The organism is Kitasatospora sp. NPDC041917 (assembly GCF_055589745.1).
This window is the reverse complement of record NZ_JBVJBI010000039.1, coordinates 18,845-36,372: the sequence shown is the minus strand read 5'-3', so window position 1 is coordinate 36,372 and position 17,528 is coordinate 18,845. Positions and strand designations below refer to the sequence as shown.

Genomic DNA, 17,528 nt, shown 5'->3' with positions numbered 1-17,528 from the left:
GCCGCGGGGAGACGGTTTCCGGCCGAATCGAAACCGTACTGATAAACCGTCACCAGTCGTCCTCGGCAAAGGATAGCGGCGGCCGGAGGGCGTCCCGGTACGGGGCGAGGCCGACTTCCAGCTCCGCGTCGGCGGGCCGCTTCCCCGCCCCGCCGACCGGTTCGAGTCCGAGCACCCGGCGCTGTTCTTCGCCCAGGCTGTAGACCCAGCGGGCGGACTCCGCGGTCAGCGGGCGGCGGGTCAGCAGCGCCCAGCTGCCCGGCCGGCTGCCGGTCGGGTCGAGCTCCGCGAAGTCGACCCGGTTGAGCAGCCCGGCTCTGTCGAGGGCGACGGCCTCCTTCGCCCGGTCGAGGTCCTGCGGGAGGAGCCCCTCGGCTCCCCGGTCCGCCACCCGGACGGCGGCGGCCGCCACCGGGGCGGCCTCCGCCCAGGCGTCCAGGGCGTCGGTGTCGGTGTGGCCGGCCCGCAACAGCGCCAGGGCGACCGCCTCCGCCAACGGGCGGGTCAGGTCCCGGCGGCGGACGTCGCCGGGGAGGGGCAGGTCCGTCCCGGCCGCCCCGATCCACCGGTCCAGGTCCTCGTCGCAGGCAGCCGCCAGGCACAGCGACGCGCTCCGCCGGGGCAGGGCGCGGTCGCGAGCGTGGGCCTCCAGCAGCGGGCGGTACAACCCGGGCCAGTAGTGCCGCACCTCGTCGAGGACCTCCCGCTCCTCGTCGAACGTCCCCCACGTCCCGTCCGTGTTGAGGTCGTCGACGACCTCCCGGACGTCGACCTCGGGCACGGACACCGCCCCGTCCGTCCCGCGGGCCAGGGCCAGCCGGTCGAGGAGGCCCCGGGCGCCCTGGCTGCCCGTCCCGCCCGCCGCGCCCGGCCGCCGCTGGGGCCGCGCGGGCACGGTGGTGGTCGGGGCGGGAAGGCGCAGCAGGTACTCCTGGTGGCCGAGCAACCGGGCCAGCTCCTGCGCACTGCTGCCCACCTGGTCCGGCCGCGGCCCGCTCACTTGGAGGACGAGGGCCCGCAGGTCGGGGTCGAACCGGAAGAGCCGCTCGACGTTCCGGCGGATCCCCGCGGGGAGGGGGGAAGTGTCCATCTTCAGGACGAGTCCCGTCCCGCGGTGCTCCCCGGGCGGTGCCGGCCGGTAGGCCGGAATAACGCTGTTGCGCAGCTCGACCGCGTTCCGGGGCAGCCGCCCCCCGGACGCGTCGCACAGGTACCAGCGCCTGGGGGCCTCGTCGCGGTCGCGGTGGCGGGCGACGGCGAGCAGTCGTTCGGCGTCGGCCATCAGTCCGGTCAGGTCGTCGCCGGTCGGATCGGCCAGGACGTCGACTACGGTCCGGCCGGTCAGGCACCACCAGGCGTCCAGGTGCACCCGGTACCGCTCGTCCGGCTCCCCGTCGCCGTCGACCGGCAGGCGGTGGGCCACCGGCGCCCGGCGTTCGTCGCGCAGTTCGGGGGACAGCCCCACCGCGAGGTCGCCGACGCCCTCCCGGACGAACAGCACGGGCAGCGCGGGCGCGTCCTCGATGGCCTTGCGAGCCTCGCGCAGCGCCAGGTCGGACGGCTCGCCCCGGACGAGCGCTGCAAAGAAGGCCTGGGCGAATCCCGCCGCTTGACGGTGGGTCACCTCCCCCATCACCGCCACCGCCTGCGTCACTCCCGCCCGGACGAGTTGCCGCGCGACCGAGGGGCTGTTCCCCCGCTCGTCGGCTGCCCCGCCGGAGTGGCAGGCCATCAGCACCGCGAGACCGACACTGGCCTCCGCCAGCAGTTCGCCGAGGCGGTCCGCGGGGAACCAGGTGCCGCCCTTGGAACCGTCCGTACCGTCCGCAGCCAGAGCGAGGCCGCCCTTCAGCTGGTGCCCGCCGTAGTAGAAGACCTCGGCGCCGCCGTCGAGCGCGCGGCGCAGCGCCCGCGGTGTCGCCGGGATGTCCGCGGTACGGGCCGACAGCCGGGACTCGGCGGCCACCTGCTCCACCAGCCGCCGGTCGGCGTCCGCCGACGCCTCCGGCGGGGGCGGGGCGAGCCGGACGGGCGCGTCCGCGCCGGGGATGGCGATCTCGCCGTGCACCGCGGTCGCGTCGGCGATCACCACCCGCCCGATGGTGACCGGGGTGCGGACGGCCTGCCGGACCTCGGAGCCGACGCTGCGCACGAGCAGGATCCGGGGGTGCTCCCCGAGCTCGCGGCCGCGGTCCGCCGGCATGACCGACGGCTCCTCCGCCCAGGCCCGCCACTCCTCGCGGAGCGCCGTCGCGCCGGGCACCCGCACCGCCTCCCAGCGCAGGGCCGCCAGGTCTCGCGGGCCGTCCCCGGGCGTCAGGATCCGCAGCCGCAGGTGACCGGGCGTCAACTCATCCATCCGCCGGGAGAGGTGGAACCTGACGGGCGGGGGCAGCAGGATCCCCGCCATGCCCTCCGCCGCCCGCCGGGACACCGGCCGCGCCGGGGGGACGAACAGGTTGCCCGTCACCCGCCGGGCCGGTGGGGCGTCGTGCAGCGCCACACCGCCCTGCCACACGACCGCCGTGACCGAATCCCCCTGGAACTCCAGGCGGATGGTGATGTCCGGGTTCAGCTGCACGGTTCGCCCCCACTCACTCGTCTGTCCCAGAATGCCAGTACCTGGCGGAGCCGAGAGAGGAACGGGCGTGGCGGTGGAGGAACCGGCGGAGTACACCCGGGCGTACCGGTCCGAGACGGAGCGCCTGCTGCGGGTCCTCCGCACCACCGAGCTGTGGCTCTCCGAGCTGGACGACGAAGTCCGCGACGCCTGGCGCGGCTTGCTGGAGAACCCGGACCTCACCGGGGAACGGTTCGACGCCGCGTTCCACCTGATCTACGAGGAGCACAGCTCCGCCGCCGACTGCTGGGACGATTTCCTGGCGCGGGAACGGGAACGGGAGCGCGAACGAGACCTGGCCTGGGCGCGGGGCATCCCCACCCAGGGGGCACCGGAGCTGCCGCCCGAACAGCTGGTCGCGGCCGAGGAGTTCGACGACGACTTCGGGGAGGACACCGACGAGGACACCGCGGCGCGCTTCCTCAACCTCGCAGTCGTTTGGCCGCACTCCCGCCGGAGCGTCCCCGCCGACCTCTTCCTCGCCTCCGGACGCACCTACGAACTCCGCCTGGGCATCGGAAGACCGACCGGCGACAACCTCCTCCCGTCCTCCTCCCCGGCGTTCCCCGAAGGGCCCCTCGACCACACGGACGACGACGGCCGGGGCGACTGGCTCCAGGTGACCGCCGTCAGCACGGACCTCCACCTCCCCGCCGAGCGGTACTGGATCTTCCTGCCGCTACGCGGAAAAGCCTGGGTCTGCCACTGCCCGCCCGGCGGACGGCACGACTGCGAACCGACCCACCGGGGGCAGCACCTGCACATCCCCTTCGTCACGCCGGAGGAACCCGGCCCGGCCCGGCTGCTGCTGATCGTCTCGTACCGGGGCAACCAACTGCAGTCGGCGACCCTGACCACCTCCGTCGCCGCCGCCGAGGGCCTCGGCGGCGCCACCGGGGCCGTCATCGACTACACACTGACCTCGGGCTTCACCGGCCTGGACACGCTGCCCCGCCGCGGCGCTGCGGTCCGGGTGGGCCGCCGCGACGGCGCGATGACCATCGACGTCACCAGCGAGGACAGCCCCGCCGCCGCCTTCTGGCTCAGCGAGCACCAGGTGGTCGCGGTGATGAAGCAGGTCCGGGCCGACCTCTTCGCCTGCCACGCCGAACGGCGGGTGGAGAACGGGGACGAGGTGTGGATGAACCTGCTGAACGACGCCAACGGCAAGGACTCCGACGCGCTGCGACGGGACATGACCCGGCTGGCCCGGCGCGGCTGGTCGCTCTACCAGATGGTCGTCCGCAGCCGACCGGAGCGGGAAGCCCTCAAGCGGGTGCTCGACCGGCCCTCGACGATCCAGATCTGCCGGACCGAGCTGAACGACCTCGCCTTCCCCTGGGCCCTCCTGTACGAGATCCCGGTGGAGGCCGACGCGCCCCTGAAGCAGTGCGGGCCCAGCTGGGAGCAACTGCGCCTGGACCCGACCGCCCGCGCCTGCCCGGACCGGACCCGGCACCCGCTCAACACGCTCTGCCCGTACGGCTTCTGGGGGTTCAAGCACATCATCGAACAACCCGCGTCCGTACCGAGCGGCGGCCGCGTCCACCTGGAGGCGGGCCCCGCCGGAGCCCCGCCCTCCCTGACCGTGGCGCGCGGCACCGACTTCGACCCCACCACGGTGGAGCGCCACCTGGCGGCCCTCGGCGCCCTCTTCCCCGACCTGCGGGTCTGCGACCGCAAGGACGCGTTCCGCCTGGCACTGACCGGCGCCCCTCCCACCGGCGTCTACTTCTTCGGCCACGGGCTCGACCCCGATTCGGGAGAGGACAGCACTCCCACCGTCCTGGGGATCGGCCGCGAGGACCGCATCCTGCCCGAGGACCTGGCCGCCTGGGGCGAGGCCCCGGAGTGGGAGCAGTGGGCGCGGACCGGCGGCCCCCTGGTCTTCCTGAACGGCTGCCACACCGTCGACCACGACGCCCGGACCTGGCTGCCCTTCGTCGACGTCCTGGCCGGCCTCCACGCCGCCGGCGTCATCGGCACGGAGATCACTGTGGATCAGGGCCTGGCCGAGGAGTTCGCCGAGCGGTTCTGGGAGCTCATGCTCTCCGGCCAGGACGTCGGCTCCGCCCTGCACCGCACGCGGATGGAACTCCTGGGCAAGGGCAACGTCCTGGGACTGGCCTACACGGCCTACTGCTCCGCCGCCCTGCACCTGCGCACCGCCGGGTGACCGCCCCTCGCGGAGCGGCCACCCGGCCCCTCACTTCCTCCGGTTCATCCACCGGCCGGGCCTGTCCCGCGGCGCGCCGACGGGCTCCGGGGACTGCGCCGGGATCCCGGTACCGCTCGGCGCGGCCGTTTCCTGCACGGGCAGGGGCTCCCTCCGGCTCCGCTCCTCCGCACGGTCCACCAGCTGGGCGACGACGAAGTAGCCGAAGAACCCGGCGAACAACCCGATGCCGTAGGAGGCGAAGAGGTCCGGCTCCGCGAACTTCGTGTTGATCACCACCCCGCCGCCCAGGGCCGCGATCACCGTCACCAGGTCGGTGAGCGTCGTCGCCTTCGTGTTCCGCCGCAGTGTCCGGTAGGCGATCCAGCCGATGACCGCGCCGAACGCCGCGGCGCCCCAGAGACTGAGCGTGGAAACCTGCACAGTTGCTCCTCCCCACCACCCCATCACCCTCCGTGACAGGGCTGGAGGTACAAGGTACTACCTCAACCGACAGCCCCTGCACGCCTTGCTGCCCTCGTTCGTTCGACTCGCCATCGCCAGTCACACAGAACGGGACCTGGTGAATGCATGGGCAGACGGCACGCGAGCGAACGCTGCGCGAACAAGCTCCTCAGCGGTATGGAGCTCCGCCAGCATTTCCCACTACTGCATGACAGACATCCCATGAGCTGAAGAGTCAACCGGCGAGTGCGTGAGCCCGGTGGCCACGCAGTCCTCTGGTCCAGCGGAGGCCGCTCCACAACCCGACAGCAGGGTCACGCAAGCACGGTCAGAGCCGCTTTCAAGAGCGCCATCACGGGCTGATGTCTGCCGTCCATGGCCCGGTGGCACCCAGCGGCCAACTGTCGGCCTCGCCATGCCTGCACGCGCCGCCCGAAGGAGAGGGCGTGACTCTCCAAGTCGAGGGTCGCAAGCGACCAGCCGTCACCGCAGGACTACGCAGATGCCCCGTCTCTCAAAGATTTCCGCGATGAGGTCGAACAGCGATGCCTCGCCATCGCGGGTGGGCACACGCTCCGTCAACCGCGCCCTGGCCTCGTCCGAGGACTCCCACTGCAAGGTGAATGGCGGGGCTGCGCCCCACCTGCCCGTCAGGCAGTCGTCCAGAGCGTCCAGGTTCCAGCCGAAGTATCCGCCGGGCCCGTTGATGGCTTCACCCATCGCGCAGTAGAAGCTGTCCTCGTCAACGACGTGCCGACCGTTCAGCGTGAACATCTGGCCGGCGGCAACGTCGGGCTTCCCCTGTCGTCGGTACTGATGGGACCACAGCGCCACCGACAGCCACGCTCGCTTGCCCTCAGGGTCCAGCTCGTGCCACATGCCGGTTCGATTCATGCGACCCGCACGGACCAGGTCCCATATGCCGTCCGCCCCTGGCAGGGCGTTCTCGCACCACAGCGTCACCGTGAGGTCGATGAGGCCGGCTCCGTGCGCGGAGGGCTGAACATCGACGACGGTGACCCCGCCGACGAAGTAGGAACCCATAGTGGCGCCGTCGGCACCGAGGATTTCGAACCAGGCGTTCCCCGCCATGGCGCGACGAGTGCCGACAAGATCAACGCTCTTCAGCAGACCACCCTGCGGGAAGCAACCCGCGAGGTGCACTCGCCGCGTTCCCTCGTCCGCTGGCAGCGGTGTGAACAACCCATCAGCCCCCTGGGCAAAGCCCCAGAAGTCGGCGTCGTCCTCGTCCGAGGTCAGAGCGTACTTCCGCCCCTGGTTATCCTGACCTACTGTTCGCATCGCACTCCCCATAAGAGCGCCGATCCTATCGGCGCCCCGCAACCTGCCCGATTGATGCCGACCATCCGCTTCAACGAGAGCGCGCGGGCACGGCGGGATCGGCGGTCCGGGACGGTCCGCCGCCTTGGCTGTTGTCAGCCTGCTGCCAAGCGTGATCTTCCATTGAGGGCGCTGACCTCGGCGGAGGTCGTCCGGCTGAGCCGCTCCGCTGCCGCGCGGAGCGCGGTCTCCCAAGCATGGAAGGCGTCAGGATGCTCGTCCGAGATCAAGTCAACGTAGTACTCGTCGCCCACAGCCAGAAGAAAGGCGAGTTCGGGACCGGTTTGCGCGGCCGTCAGGCCCTGCCAGACCCTGCCCGCTACCTCACCGGGCGTCTTGGTGCCGGCCGCCAGCTGGCCTGCCAGGTAGTGGAGAAGGCAGCGTTCGGCGGTCTCCTCGTCGGGGATGGCAGTGCCGAGCTCGCCCACGGCCTGCCGGAACAGTCCTTCGATCTCAGCGGTGTCGTCGCGTCGATTACGTCCCGCCAAGTCACACAGCGCGGGAGAATCCAAGCCGACGGCCAGCAACTGAGCCGCCTCCATCGGCAGATCCTCGGGCGGGACAAGACCGACGACGTACTGCCACGCAATTGCGAACACCTGATCCATGCCCGACATCCTGCCGAATCCCTGGTGCCTGCAACGAGCGATTTCAGCGCCGGCGTTGGTCGCGGTCTGAGCTGAGCTGGAGCGTCAAGCGGCGAGCACGTGGGATCGTTGGGACCACGCGGTCGCCTCGTCGTATGGTGTGCCGGTTTTGAGGCAGCCGTGCAGGATGCCAACGAGCCGGTTGGCGAGCTGGCGCAGGGCGGCATTGAACTCGATGCCGCGGGCCCGTTGCTTCTCGTAGTAGGCCCTGGCGCCAGGGGAGACCCGCAGCGCGGAGAAGGCTTGGGCGATCAGGGCGTCGATGAGCCGGTCGTTGCAGACGTGCCGGGCGGTCACGACCTTCTTCTTGCCGGAGGCGCGGGTGATCGGGCTGGTGCCGGCGTAGTTCTTGCGGGCCTTGGCGCTGGCGTAGCGGTGGGGGTCGTCGCCGAATTCTGCGAGTACCCGGGCGCTGAGCATCGCGCCGAGTCCGGGCTGGGAACGGATGATCTCGGCGTTCGGATGCCGGCCGAAGAAGTCCTCGACCTGCTCGTGCAGGAACTTGACCTGCTCGTTCAAGGTGACCAGCATCGCGATGAGCGCGCGCACAGAGACGGCGTAGGCCGCCGTCACAGCGGTGGGCTGGCCCAGGTGCTTGGCGCGCAGTACGGCTTGGATCTTGATGCTCTTGTCGGGGATGCCGCGTCGGCGGGCGCGCTTGAGGGCCGCCCTGATTTGTGTGGTCGTCAGCTTTGCGGCGGCGACCGGATCGGCTGCCTTGGCCAGTAGTTCCAGGGTGTCGGGGGCGTCGAGGTCGTCGAACGCCTCCAGGGCGGCGGGGAAGTAGTCGAGCAGGGCGTGCCGCAGCCGCTGCGTGGTGCGGGTGCGTTCCCAGATCAGGGTCTTAAAGATCGTTTCAGAATGCCGTTCGGAGTCGCCGGAGGCAGACGATGCTGCATGCGAGTTCGAGCAGGCCCTGGTGGAGGTCGGCGCGTCGCTCGTAGCGCGTGCGGAGCCGCCTGAACTGGTGCAGCCAGGCGGTTGGGTCGGCCGCGCGGCGAGGTGCCTGACTCGCAGGTCCTTTTCCGCGCGGCCTCCCGCCGAACCGGACATGACGGTTTCCCTGTCATCCGGCTCTCCAGTGATCACAGCGTGAGTGATCCTGCCGTTCGTGCCTGATGGATGCGGTCGTGGCAGGAAGCGCAGGCCACGAGGGTCTTGCGCCGCCGGTCGAGCATGACGCGCGCCCAGTCGGACGGCGGCCATCCGGCACGAGCGAGGTCGGCGAGGGCCCGGACGTGATGCACCTGGACATCACCGGTGGCCCCGCAGACCTCGCAGGTGTCCGCCAGGAGCCTGGTGATCAGCTCCTTCTGCGGATAGTCCACCCAGACAGGCCGACGGTCGACGACCTTCGCCGACCGCTGCTGCTGGAGTGGGATTCCGCCGAACCGCGCCACCAGCGGCTTCCTGTTCTTCCGCTCGATGCGGGCCTCGAAGCAGACTCGGGGCCCGTTGGGTGTGTCGATTCTGGCTTTGTGCTTGGCGGCCATCTTCGTCACGGTCGAACGGTGCTTGCCTGCAAGGGTTTTGAGCATGGAGGTCTCCATGACCCATTGCAGGCGGTGCAGCCGGAAGACGTCTCCGGCGAGCAGGTAGTACTGGACGATGCCCCGGTAGACGGCCCCGAACGTGGCGACGATCGCGTGATCGCTGCCGTTGGTCAGTTCCGTTCGCTTCGCGGGCTTGCCGCGGGCGAGGTAGGGCTCGCATTTGGCTTTGATCACGTCCCTTGGGACACGAAGGGCGATCTGGCCGTTGACCCTGCGGTAGCGGCCGGTTTTCTTCGTGTCGTTGTGCTGGGTCGTGATCTCGTAGCCGAGAAACCGTGCCGCCCGGGTGCGGGCGTGGGTGATCAGCGTCTTCTCCTGGGAGAGTTCCAGCTTGAGTTCGTCACGCAGGAACTGGGCCAGGCGGTGCTTGATCTGCTCGGCCTCGGCTTTCGGTCCGGTGAATCCGAGGAGGTGGTCGTCTGCGTAGCGGACATAGCGAAGCCTGCGATATGACGGATCGTTGGGATCCGCGCTCGGCAGGCTCACCATCCGTTGACGCAGTGTCCTGGCCTGGGCCCGGTCACCGCGCCGGCGGGCTTTCGCCAGCAGATTCTGCAACTCCAAATACGCGGGGTTTCTGACCCGGCGCTCTCCACGGGTGTACTCCGGGATCAGAACTGTCTCGACGAATTCGTCCAACATGTGCAGGTAGATGTTGGAAAGGATCGGGGAGGCCACTCCCCTTGCGGTGCTCCGGAGAGCGTGGCTCCCCATTTCCAGTCCTCCAGGTATCCGGCATTGAGCATGTTGCGCACCAGCCGCAGGAACCGCTGGTCATGGATCTTCTCGCCGAGGATCGACAGCAGGACCTGGTGGTCCAGGCTGCCGAAGCAGTCGGCGATGTCCCCTTCGATGAACCAGGACGTCCCGGTCCAGGTGTGGGCCACCTCCCGCAGCGCGGTGTGGCAGCCCCTTCGGGGACGGAATCCATGCGATCGGTCGGAGAATGTCGGCTCGTAGTACGCCTCCAAGAGCAGGCGGACCACCTCGCCGACGAGCTTGTCCGACCAGGTCGGCAGCCCCAGCGGGCGCGTGCTCCCGTTCTTCTTCGGGATGTGCACGCGCCTGACCGGCCGGAAGCGGTAGCGCTCGTGGCGCATCGCCTCGATGATCCGGTCGATCTTCCGCTGGGACATGCCGTCCACGGTTTCCGGCGTGGCCCCGGGCGTCATCGCGCCGTGGTTGGCGTAGATGCGGCCGTAGGCCCGCAGATACAACTGCGGGTTGAACAGCTGTCGATACAGTTCATTGCACGGCAGGCGGCGCCTGCCGCGTTCACGCAGGACACCCAGCACCGTTGCGGCGCTCTGCATTTCGCATACCTCCCCATATCCGGGTGTCCGAATCACCTGGCCCCCTTCACCCTGCGGACGGCTTTCCCGTCCTCCCCGGCCGGGCGTGACTCCGGCGACTACTACGGGGCCTCCGTCGCCATAGGACTCGCGTCCCGTAGGCGATCCCACGTTCGTCTCTGTCTGTACGTTCTAGCGCGACTTAGGCGTCCCACTTATCTCCTTGAATGTCCTCGCTGGACATCGCTCCGAACCCCGGAAGTTGCACCAGTTGTCACATTCGAAACCGGTGCAGGGTCGGCGTCGGTTTCAGCTGTCTTTCCGACGGATGGGAACTTGCATCTTCTGGAGATTGGGCTTCAAACAATCCAGTCTTCGCCATATCGCGCGGGCCGCCCGGCACACCGTCCCTGACAACTGGACCCGGTCACCGGTTTCCTGACATGCTCTTGTCCCCTTCACCTTTCGGATCCAGGTGAGTCATTCGGCCCAGAAACCTCCTTCCGAGTTCCTCCCGGCTGAGCCGGGGATACAAACAGAGCGCCTCGTGGCGCACAAAGCCCGCTCTACGACCCAACGCACCTTGCCTAGGCCGGAGCCGTGTGCGACGCCGCGTCGGGCGATCAGCGGCTTGATGCCGCGTTTCCACAGCAGGCGGCGGTACTTGTCGAAGTCGTAGCCCCGGTCGGCGTACAGGCGCCGGGGCCTACGGCGAGGGCGGCCCCGCAGGCCGCGGATGGGCGGTATCGCGTCGAGCAGGGGCAGGAGTTGAGTGACATCGTGGCGATTGCCCCCGGTGAGCGTCACGGCGAGCGGAGTTCCGTGACGGTCGACGATGAGATGATGCTTGGAGCCGGGGCGGGCGCGGTCGACGGGCGAGGGGCCGACGTGGTCTCCCCCTTTGAGCGCACGGACATGCGAGCCGTCCACCGCGCAATTCTCCAGGTCCAGCAGGTCGGCACGGCGCAGCTCGGTCAGCAGGACTGTGTGCAGGCGTGGCCAGATGCCGGCTTCGGTCCAATCGCGCAGTCGGCGCCAGGCCGTGACACCGGAGCAGCCCACGGTCTCCGTGGGGACGTCGCGCCAGGCGACACCGGTCCGGAGCACGTACAGGATGCCGGCGAGGGCCGCGCGATCCGGGGTGCGCGGCCGTCCAGGGCGGCGGTGGTGTCGCTGGGGAGTGGGCGGCAGAAGTGGAGCCATGCGCTCCCACAGGTCGTCCGGTACAAGATCGGCATGCACCCGGACAGTCTGCTGACCTGGATCGCCGGGCACGAGAGTCGCAGGTCAACTCATTCTGACTCTGTCTCATCAATCCGGGTGACCTCCAGCGCACTGCGCCGCGTCGCGGGAAGTCGATCACTGAGGATGGGCGCATGGATCAATTCGTGACCAGGCGTACCGCTCTCGCCGCTGCGGCCGTCGGCGTGGTCGCCGCCGGCCTGCCCGCCCCTTCCGCTCAAGCCCAGGAGCGCAACTCCGCCACTGCCGCCGGGCCGACCACATGGGAACTGCCGGGTGACCAGGCAGCGGTGGAGGGTGACCCCGAAGCGGATGCGGTGATCGACCAGTTGGTGCGCGAGGGGCAGATGACACTGGCCAACCAGGTGTTCCACGCCTGGACCCGCAACGACCAGCCCGTGCCCGCCGAGGCGCCTCCGGTGCTCCACGACTTCCTGGAGCGCAACGTCGCACTGACGGCGCAGGAGCGTGCAGCCGTCGACCAGGTGGCGCACGGCGACACGGTCAAGCTCATCCAGGGCAACATGGAAGCCCTCACGGTGACCGAGGCGTTCGGCGGTCTGTTCGCCGCGCTGGCCGACCCGTTGCTGGCCAAGTCGGTGTGGTACGCGAAGTACGACCTCGTAATGGACATCGGCCGACGCTTCTCCCGCACGATGAACACCCTGTGGGACATGACCGGCGGCAACAGCTGGGACCCGTCAGGCAACGCCCTGGTTACCCTGGTCAAGCTGCGGCTCGTGCATGCCGCCGCCCGGCACATGGGCCTGGCCCACGGGTGGAACCAGGCCCGCGACGGCATGCCGATCAGCCAGCGCCTGGAGGTCGAGGAGCTCATGTACGTGGGCGCCTACAACGTCCAGCTGGCGGCCAAGTACGGCTTCCATCCCACCGAGCGGCAGATCGACGAGCTCATGGCCATGGTGCGGGTCGGCGGCCGACTGTTGGGCATCGAGGACAGGTACAACCCCTGGACCATCGAGCAGGCCAACCAGGTCCTCGCCGATGCCGCCGCGAACCACCGGGCCTCCTCCGACGAGGGCACCAAGCTGGCACGCAACATGCTGGACTGGATGGACCGGAAGATCTTCCCCGGTGCGGGCGCCATCGGAGCGTCCATGGTGCGGATGATGGACACGCACGTCGCCGACGTGCTGGAGATCTCCGCTAACCCGCCCCTCGACACGACCATCGCCACCCTCGCCCCCTACTTGTACCGCCCCGCGTACGAGGTCCAGCAGAAGTTCCCGCTCCTCGCCTCGACCCACGCCCAGATGTTCAAGATCGCGTCGCAGATGGTCGCCTGGTACGCCGTCGACTTCCGCGACTACGACCTCCAGATGCCTACCCGCTGACACCAGCCGTCCCCTGCGAGGACAGAAGCTGCGCCGACGACAGCGTCGGAGTCACCGTTGAACTGGTGATCATGATCTGACAGTGATGAACAGGAGCGCGCCCGCCAAGCGACTTGAAGCCCGGGTCGTTTTGAAACGATCATTTAGTCCGGTCAACAACGCGAGGGCGGCCACGATGTCCGCGGGGTCGTGACCGGCGACATCGAAGCAGATCATTGCTGAACGTGTCCGGGAGTCGGCCGGTGTTCGTACGTGGACGCCCGGCTGCTTGCGGTCGAGGACCCTGCGGCAGACCTCCGCGAAGTGTCCGTCGTTCATCCGGGCGAACTCGTACGGGGTGGCCTGGGGCTGGGACAGGTACTCGACATCGGCCAGTCCGCCCTGCTCCTCGCCCGATGAAGCAGGGGAAGCCGTCCCATCGGGGCACGACGACGGATATCCCACAGGCGAGTGCTTCCAGGGGGACTTCCCGTAGGACTCGAAGATGCTGGTCCTCGCCTCCGCGGCCGTCATCGAGCCCTTCCTTCATCACCCCGACCCGGCGGTGCGCGAAGAAGCCCGACTCGCAGCAGCCGAGATCACCGCCGGTCTTGAGGGGCCTTGAGGAAATTCAGTCGGCATGGCAGGACCCAGCGGGCAGGATGGCGGGATGGCTGATCTGCTGTGGGACGACCAGGTCGCGTGGCTGCTCGATCCCACCGATGGGGGGTGCCTGCCCGATGCGTTCGTTGAGGAGACGACGGCGGCGGACTGGCAGGCCGTGCTCGACCTGATCGAGGAACAGGGCTGGGCCTTCGAGTACGCCGAGGGCGAGGCGGTGCTGCCGCTGCCCCGGTCCGAGGCCGTGTTGTCCCGCCCGGCCGACGCCGAGTGCCCGAGCCTGAGTGTGCGGCCTGATCCCGAGGTCTGCGCGATCTTCCGGTTCCTCGGGGACGAGCAGATCGACTTCGACGTCGACCTCCGGGAACTTCAGGGGCAGGAGCGGCTGGACGTCCTGTGCGGGTTCCTGACCGCCATCGGGCGCCGCCTGGGCAAGTCGGTGCCGCTGTTCCCCGAAGGCGGCGGCACGCAGCCACTGCTCGGGTTCGACGTCGCCGCCGACCGGGTCAGGGTGATGTGGACGCCACCGGAAACGTGAGGCGAGCCATCGCTGCAGTCGGCCGCCAATCTGCACTGAGGAGCACTGTGCCTGAGCAGTTCTTGCTGATCTGCGACGAGATCCCCCAGGACATCGTTCTCCTCGATGTGGGCCCGCGGCCCCTGGAAGTAGCGAAGGCGCTCCGGGAACTCGTGGGCGTCGGTCTCTGGCGGGCCAAGCAGATCGTGACGCAGACGCCGCCTGTGCGCCTCGCAGAGGGGGTCGGTGATGACGTGACAGCGAAGTGGGTCGGCCCTCTGCGCGGGGCGGGCGCGGTGATCGAGCTGCAGACCTGGTGGCGATACCGACCAGGGCAAGGGCCACTGCCAGTAGCCTGAGCCAAAAAGCGACGCTTCGGCCCATCCCCGGTTGACCGTCGCCCATGTGGAACTGTCCGGGGATTCTTGAGTCGGGTAATGGGCCATTCCGAGAGTTCGGCCCTACCTCGGGTGCCCCTCCGGCGCGCGCTCACCGACGTGCCTGGACGGTTCGCCGGCGGCCGGCCTGTGTCCGCGGCACGCCATTGGTCCAGAATCAGGGCATGGATGTCCCCAAGCTGCTGGAAGCCGCCTCCCTACTGGTTCCCGAAGAGGTCGCCACCGAGAACGACATCACGGTGAACGACGTCTGGGAGTACCTCACCCAGGATGAGTGGGAGGTGGCCCTTGGGCTGCTGGAGGAGCTGGGTGACGTTCACCCGCTTCCGCTGAGCTTCTGGGAGACTCTCGCCACCGCCGCCGAGCAGATGCGGCTGGAGACGAGCTCGGCCTGGTGTCGCTGGCGCTGCTATGAAGCCCGCAATGGCGTCATCCGAGCCGACCTCACCCTCCGACCGGCCGGCGAGGCGCGTCGGCAGACGCCCTTTTCGGGTGCTGGCGTCCTTCGGCCAATGTGGGACATCGGGACTCGAACCGCGACCGGCGAACCGGCCCTGAACATCGCCGGCCTCTGGGTGGAGTTCACGCCCTTCATGGAACCTGGTGGGCGAGCCACGGTGCGATTGGCACCTCTCGACCCCTCGCAGTGGCAGCACCTTCAACCCGGCCAAGTGATCACTATGCATGAGGACCGATCGGCGGCCGGAACGGCGGTTGTCCTGGAGGTTCACCGTCCGACGGCCAAACCGGCCGCCTAGAGGTGGGCATCCAGGCTGGATGCGCGCGCAACCCGGTGCCACGGTAGTGAGAGCCATGCGAACATCGGCCGGTGACCGACGATCAGGAGCTGTTTGCCTCCGATGTGATCGGTAGGCGGCTACTGCGGGTGACCACGACTTGGCACCACTATGCCGGTGATGAGCCGTCGCTGCTGCATCTGTGGCTTCATCTCGAAGGGCTCGGCCCGGTCCTCTTCCACACACCCGGCACTGGCCTGTCGCTGAGGATCGACCAGCCGCATGAGCCGTGCTCGATGGAGCAATACGGCAGCGTTGTGGTCGTCGAGGATTCACCGGTGCTGTCGGTGATCCGCTTCATCGGCGAGCCGGTCCGCTCGGTCCTTGTGCCACCCGTCCACCATGTCACGGACCGGGGCGCCGGATCGGATGTCGGTCGCCGCTGAGACCATCCAGTCGTGACCCGAGCATGTGATCAGCGCCCCGATGAGACCACCCTCGCCGCCCTGCACTCCGCGTTCCCGCCGGAGTGGCGGGAACCCGCCCTGGGACACGTCGGCGTCATGGCATGGGAGGCCGCGAACGGAGTGGCGCTCCCGGAGCCCTACCGAACCTTCGTCACGGAGATCGGCAACGGCAGCAGTCTCGGGCCTGCCGAGGACGAAGGGCTCCAACCCCTCGGGTGGCTGCCCGCGAGCTGGCCGGACCTGGGGCCGCGCCTGCCCGGCGAACCGTTCCCGCTGGACGACGCCTGGCTGTGGGAGGACGACGGCGAGGCCGATCCGGACGATCCACGCATCCACGCCGCCTTCACCCACGGATCGGTGGTCCTCGGCTCGCACGACGGCCACTCGTTCTGGTTGTTGGTGACGGCCGGACCCCACCGGGGCGAGGTCTGGATGGTGTCCGACGTCGGCGCGATCCCCGTGCCCGGCGCCGAGGCCTGGGACTTCACGGAGTGGGTCGGGCACTGGCACTCGGGTGACGGCTGGCCGACCTGAGCCGGACGCGGAATCCGGGAACCGTACGCCGACCCCTGCGGAATCAGGGGCAGGCACGCACGCAGAGTCGCACGGTATCGAGGCGCACGTTCCCGGGCCCGACGGCGTCCACGGTCGAACCGATCGCGTGGTAGGCCCAGTACTGGTTGAACGCGAGCCCCTCGGGGAGCGCCGCCTCGACGAGCGCCGGCAGGAACTCCTCCTCCGGCCGGGCGAACAGGCGGGCGTAGGCCGCCGGCCGGGTCCCGCCGTCGGGGGAGCCGAGCGCGGAGGCGGTGTCGTAGCCGGCTACCACGGGGGTGAGTCCGGCCAGCTCGACGAAGACCGGTTCCTGATGGTAGGTCCGCGCCGGCAGATGAACTCGACCACGATCGGCACCGCCAAGGCTTGGAGACTGATGCGGTGTCGGACTGACCCCGTCCATCGCAGACACCCGGCGCTGAGTCGCCACGCGCACGCCCAGCGGTGAGCAGCACCTGATCAAACGCCACCCGGGACGAGGGGTCACATCGTTCCGCAGGCTTCGGCCTGCATCGCATGCCGACCGTTCGCGTCCTCTGGGTACACCGCATCCAGCAGACTGCGGACAAAGTGATCGAGGTCTTTCAGGCCCCCAGCAGCGAGGGTGCTGGGGCTGTCCGCCAACAGATGGAGGATGGCACCGTGCAAGGCGAGGGTCACGACGGCGGCTCGCTGCGGGGTGACGGGAAGTCCAGCGGCCCGCTGGACCAGTTCGAGGCCGGTGAAGTCGGTGGTTGCGATCTGGTCAAGGATCGCTGACAGCCAGGTTTTGCGGGCTGCCTCGGCCTGGAGCTCCATATAGGCGAGCATGCGCGGTCGGCCTGCCCCGGCGACGTTCTCCAGCAGCCCGCGGAGCATGGCCACCAGCCCCTCGCGGTCAGTAGGCCCAGCTTCGGCAGCCATCACTTGCGCCGTGATCTCGCGGTACTGCTCCACGCACTGCTCGGCCACTGCGCGCAGCAGGGCATCCCGGGTCGGGAAGTAGTTCTTTGTGGTGCCCAACGGCACCCCTGAGGCTGCGTCGACGGCCCGGTGCGTCAGACCGCGCCCGCCCGCATCAGCCAGTACCTCGACAGCAGCGTTGCGCAGCAGGCCCCGGCGGTCCTGATTCACCGTCAGTTCTCCTTGCTGGTTGATATATTGCTCATGCTACCCCGGCTGTGGTACCACATGTGTGGTGGAACTGTTCTTCGACGACACCAACTTCTCCACTGGAGGGTTTGAAGTGGTCATGAAAGGCAGGTACCTGCGCCAGTTCGCCGCGGAAGCCAGAGAGGCTCGCGAGCAGGGCGAGCAGTACTTCGTCACCGGGGTGGAGCTCAGCCGTGCTGGGATGGTCCGCCCGGACCGGGCCCTGAAGGGCCTGGACGAAGTCATCGAGGCCGTGGAGCGCGTGGGCTGGAGGCACGTCGACACCCAGCAGGTCCTCACCCGGTTCACGCTCTACTTCGTCCGTACCTAGCCCCGCACTCCGCCGGTCCCCCGATCGTGAAGATCAAGCGATCGGGGATCGATCGTCCGCCAGACGGTTGAGACCCCGTGACTGCGGCCCACGAGAACGCTGATCAAGACTCGTACCAGAAT

16 protein-coding genes and 3 pseudogenes are annotated in these 17,528 nt (G+C 69.1%); 8 read left to right on the top strand and 11 right to left on the bottom strand.

Going from position 1 to position 17,528, the window contains the following annotated elements:
- Nucleotides 1-49 precede the first annotated feature (49 nt).
- Complete coding sequence (locus tag ACZ6EM_RS32480; RefSeq protein ID WP_465773928.1) at nt 50-2,581, bottom strand: CHAT domain-containing protein; 2,532 nt, start codon at nt 2,579-2,581, stop codon at nt 50-52.
- Nucleotides 2,582-2,648: 67 nt separating this feature from the next.
- On the opposite strand from ACZ6EM_RS32480, the gene ACZ6EM_RS32475 reads away from it, so the two are divergent.
- Nucleotides 2,649-4,796 carry a CHAT domain-containing protein gene (locus ACZ6EM_RS32475; protein WP_465773927.1) on the top strand — a complete coding sequence of 716 codons (2,148 nt, stop codon included), beginning with the start codon at nt 2,649-2,651 and terminating at the stop codon, nt 4,794-4,796.
- Nucleotides 4,797-4,826: 30 nt separating this feature from the next.
- Here ACZ6EM_RS32475 and ACZ6EM_RS32470 read toward each other — a convergent pair whose 3' ends face one another.
- The 7 genes and pseudogenes from ACZ6EM_RS32470 to ACZ6EM_RS32440 form a co-directional block, all read right to left on the bottom strand.
- Nucleotides 4,827-5,219 (bottom strand): hypothetical protein, encoded by a 393-nt coding sequence (locus ACZ6EM_RS32470; RefSeq protein WP_465773926.1) that lies wholly within the window; start codon nt 5,217-5,219, stop codon nt 4,827-4,829.
- A gap of 504 nt (nt 5,220-5,723) precedes the next feature.
- Nucleotides 5,724-6,542 (bottom strand): barstar family protein, encoded by an 819-nt coding sequence (locus ACZ6EM_RS32465; protein ID WP_465773925.1) that lies wholly within the window; start codon nt 6,540-6,542, stop codon nt 5,724-5,726.
- Nucleotides 6,543-6,676: 134 nt separating this feature from the next.
- Entirely contained in the window at nt 6,677-7,189 is a 513-nt protein-coding gene (locus ACZ6EM_RS32460; protein ID WP_465773924.1) for a hypothetical protein, read from the bottom strand.
- Nucleotides 7,190-7,273: 84 nt separating this feature from the next.
- Complete coding sequence (locus tag ACZ6EM_RS32455) at nt 7,274-7,759, bottom strand: transposase (protein ID WP_465773950.1); 486 nt, start codon at nt 7,757-7,759, stop codon at nt 7,274-7,276.
- A 325-nt stretch (nt 7,760-8,084) separates the two neighbouring features.
- Nucleotides 8,085-8,207: pseudogene (locus ACZ6EM_RS32450) on the bottom strand (IS5/IS1182 family transposase); the annotation flags it as partial.
- Between the two features lie 106 nt (nt 8,208-8,313).
- A pseudogene (locus ACZ6EM_RS32445) lies at nt 8,314-10,094 on the bottom strand (reverse transcriptase domain-containing protein).
- A 537-nt stretch (nt 10,095-10,631) separates the two neighbouring features.
- A pseudogene (locus ACZ6EM_RS32440) lies at nt 10,632-11,315 on the bottom strand (IS5 family transposase); the annotation flags it as partial.
- A gap of 134 nt (nt 11,316-11,449) precedes the next feature.
- Between ACZ6EM_RS32440 and ACZ6EM_RS32435 the strand changes: the two are divergent.
- Nucleotides 11,450-12,670 carry an oxygenase MpaB family protein gene (locus ACZ6EM_RS32435; protein ID WP_465773923.1) on the top strand — a complete coding sequence of 407 codons (1,221 nt, stop codon included), beginning with the start codon at nt 11,450-11,452 and terminating at the stop codon, nt 12,668-12,670.
- A 69-nt stretch (nt 12,671-12,739) separates the two neighbouring features.
- On the opposite strand, the gene ACZ6EM_RS32430 is transcribed toward ACZ6EM_RS32435, so the two are convergent.
- Nucleotides 12,740-13,183, bottom strand: a complete 444-nt coding sequence (locus tag ACZ6EM_RS32430) for a hypothetical protein (protein WP_465773922.1) — start codon at nt 13,181-13,183, stop codon at nt 12,740-12,742.
- A 136-nt stretch (nt 13,184-13,319) separates the two neighbouring features.
- Here ACZ6EM_RS32430 and ACZ6EM_RS32425 point away from each other — a divergent pair, with 136 nt between their 5' ends.
- From ACZ6EM_RS32425 to ACZ6EM_RS32405, 5 genes are all read left to right on the top strand, one after another.
- A complete protein-coding gene (locus ACZ6EM_RS32425) occupies nt 13,320-13,808 on the top strand; it encodes a hypothetical protein (protein WP_465773921.1) in 489 nt (162 codons plus the stop codon).
- A gap of 47 nt (nt 13,809-13,855) precedes the next feature.
- The gene (locus tag ACZ6EM_RS32420; protein WP_465773920.1) at nt 13,856-14,146 is read left to right on the top strand and encodes a ribosomal protein L7/L12; all 291 of its coding nucleotides are present in this window, start codon (nt 13,856-13,858) and stop codon (nt 14,144-14,146) included.
- Between the two features lie 203 nt (nt 14,147-14,349).
- On the top strand, nt 14,350-14,943 hold the full coding sequence (locus ACZ6EM_RS32415) for a hypothetical protein (protein ID WP_331768584.1): 594 nt from the start codon (nt 14,350-14,352) through the stop codon (nt 14,941-14,943).
- Between the two features lie 71 nt (nt 14,944-15,014).
- Nucleotides 15,015-15,368: a hypothetical protein gene (locus tag ACZ6EM_RS32410; RefSeq protein WP_465773919.1), complete on the top strand. Its 354-nt coding sequence runs from the start codon at nt 15,015-15,017 to the stop codon at nt 15,366-15,368.
- Between the two features lie 12 nt (nt 15,369-15,380).
- Nucleotides 15,381-15,923 carry an SMI1/KNR4 family protein gene (locus ACZ6EM_RS32405; protein ID WP_465773918.1) on the top strand — a complete coding sequence of 181 codons (543 nt, stop codon included), beginning with the start codon at nt 15,381-15,383 and terminating at the stop codon, nt 15,921-15,923.
- 43 nt (nt 15,924-15,966) lie between these two features.
- On the opposite strand, the gene ACZ6EM_RS32400 is transcribed toward ACZ6EM_RS32405, so the two are convergent.
- Together ACZ6EM_RS32400 and ACZ6EM_RS32395 are read right to left on the bottom strand one after the other, a co-directional pair.
- A complete protein-coding gene (locus ACZ6EM_RS32400; protein WP_465773917.1) occupies nt 15,967-16,347 on the bottom strand; it encodes a hypothetical protein in 381 nt (126 codons plus the stop codon).
- Between the two features lie 80 nt (nt 16,348-16,427).
- The gene (locus ACZ6EM_RS32395; RefSeq protein WP_465773916.1) at nt 16,428-17,057 is read right to left on the bottom strand and encodes a TetR/AcrR family transcriptional regulator; all 630 of its coding nucleotides are present in this window, start codon (nt 17,055-17,057) and stop codon (nt 16,428-16,430) included.
- A gap of 64 nt (nt 17,058-17,121) precedes the next feature.
- Here ACZ6EM_RS32395 and ACZ6EM_RS32390 point away from each other — a divergent pair, with 64 nt between their 5' ends.
- Nucleotides 17,122-17,406 carry a hypothetical protein gene (locus ACZ6EM_RS32390; RefSeq protein ID WP_401043226.1) on the top strand — a complete coding sequence of 95 codons (285 nt, stop codon included), beginning with the start codon at nt 17,122-17,124 and terminating at the stop codon, nt 17,404-17,406.
- The last annotated feature ends 122 nt before the right edge of the window (nt 17,407-17,528 follow it).

Excerpts from the sequence above, each read along its gene's own strand:
- ACZ6EM_RS32400 (WP_465773917.1), bottom strand. The coding sequence starts at position 16,347 with ATGGACGGGGTCAGTCCGACACCGCATCAGTCTCCAAGCCTTGGCGGT.
- ACZ6EM_RS32455 (WP_465773950.1), bottom strand. The coding sequence starts at position 7,759 with ATGCTGGTCACCTTGAACGAGCAGGTCAAGTTCCTGCACGAGCAGGTC.
- ACZ6EM_RS32465 (WP_465773925.1), bottom strand. The coding sequence starts at position 6,542 with ATGCGAACAGTAGGTCAGGATAACCAGGGGCGGAAGTACGCTCTGACC.
- ACZ6EM_RS32415 (WP_331768584.1), top strand. The coding sequence starts at position 14,350 with ATGGATGTCCCCAAGCTGCTGGAAGCCGCCTCCCTACTGGTTCCCGAA.
- ACZ6EM_RS32460 (WP_465773924.1), bottom strand. The coding sequence starts at position 7,189 with ATGGATCAGGTGTTCGCAATTGCGTGGCAGTACGTCGTCGGTCTTGTC.
- ACZ6EM_RS32425 (WP_465773921.1), top strand. The coding sequence starts at position 13,320 with ATGGCTGATCTGCTGTGGGACGACCAGGTCGCGTGGCTGCTCGATCCC.
- ACZ6EM_RS32430 (WP_465773922.1), bottom strand. The coding sequence starts at position 13,183 with ATGACGGCCGCGGAGGCGAGGACCAGCATCTTCGAGTCCTACGGGAAG.
- ACZ6EM_RS32435 (WP_465773923.1), top strand. The coding sequence starts at position 11,450 with ATGGATCAATTCGTGACCAGGCGTACCGCTCTCGCCGCTGCGGCCGTC.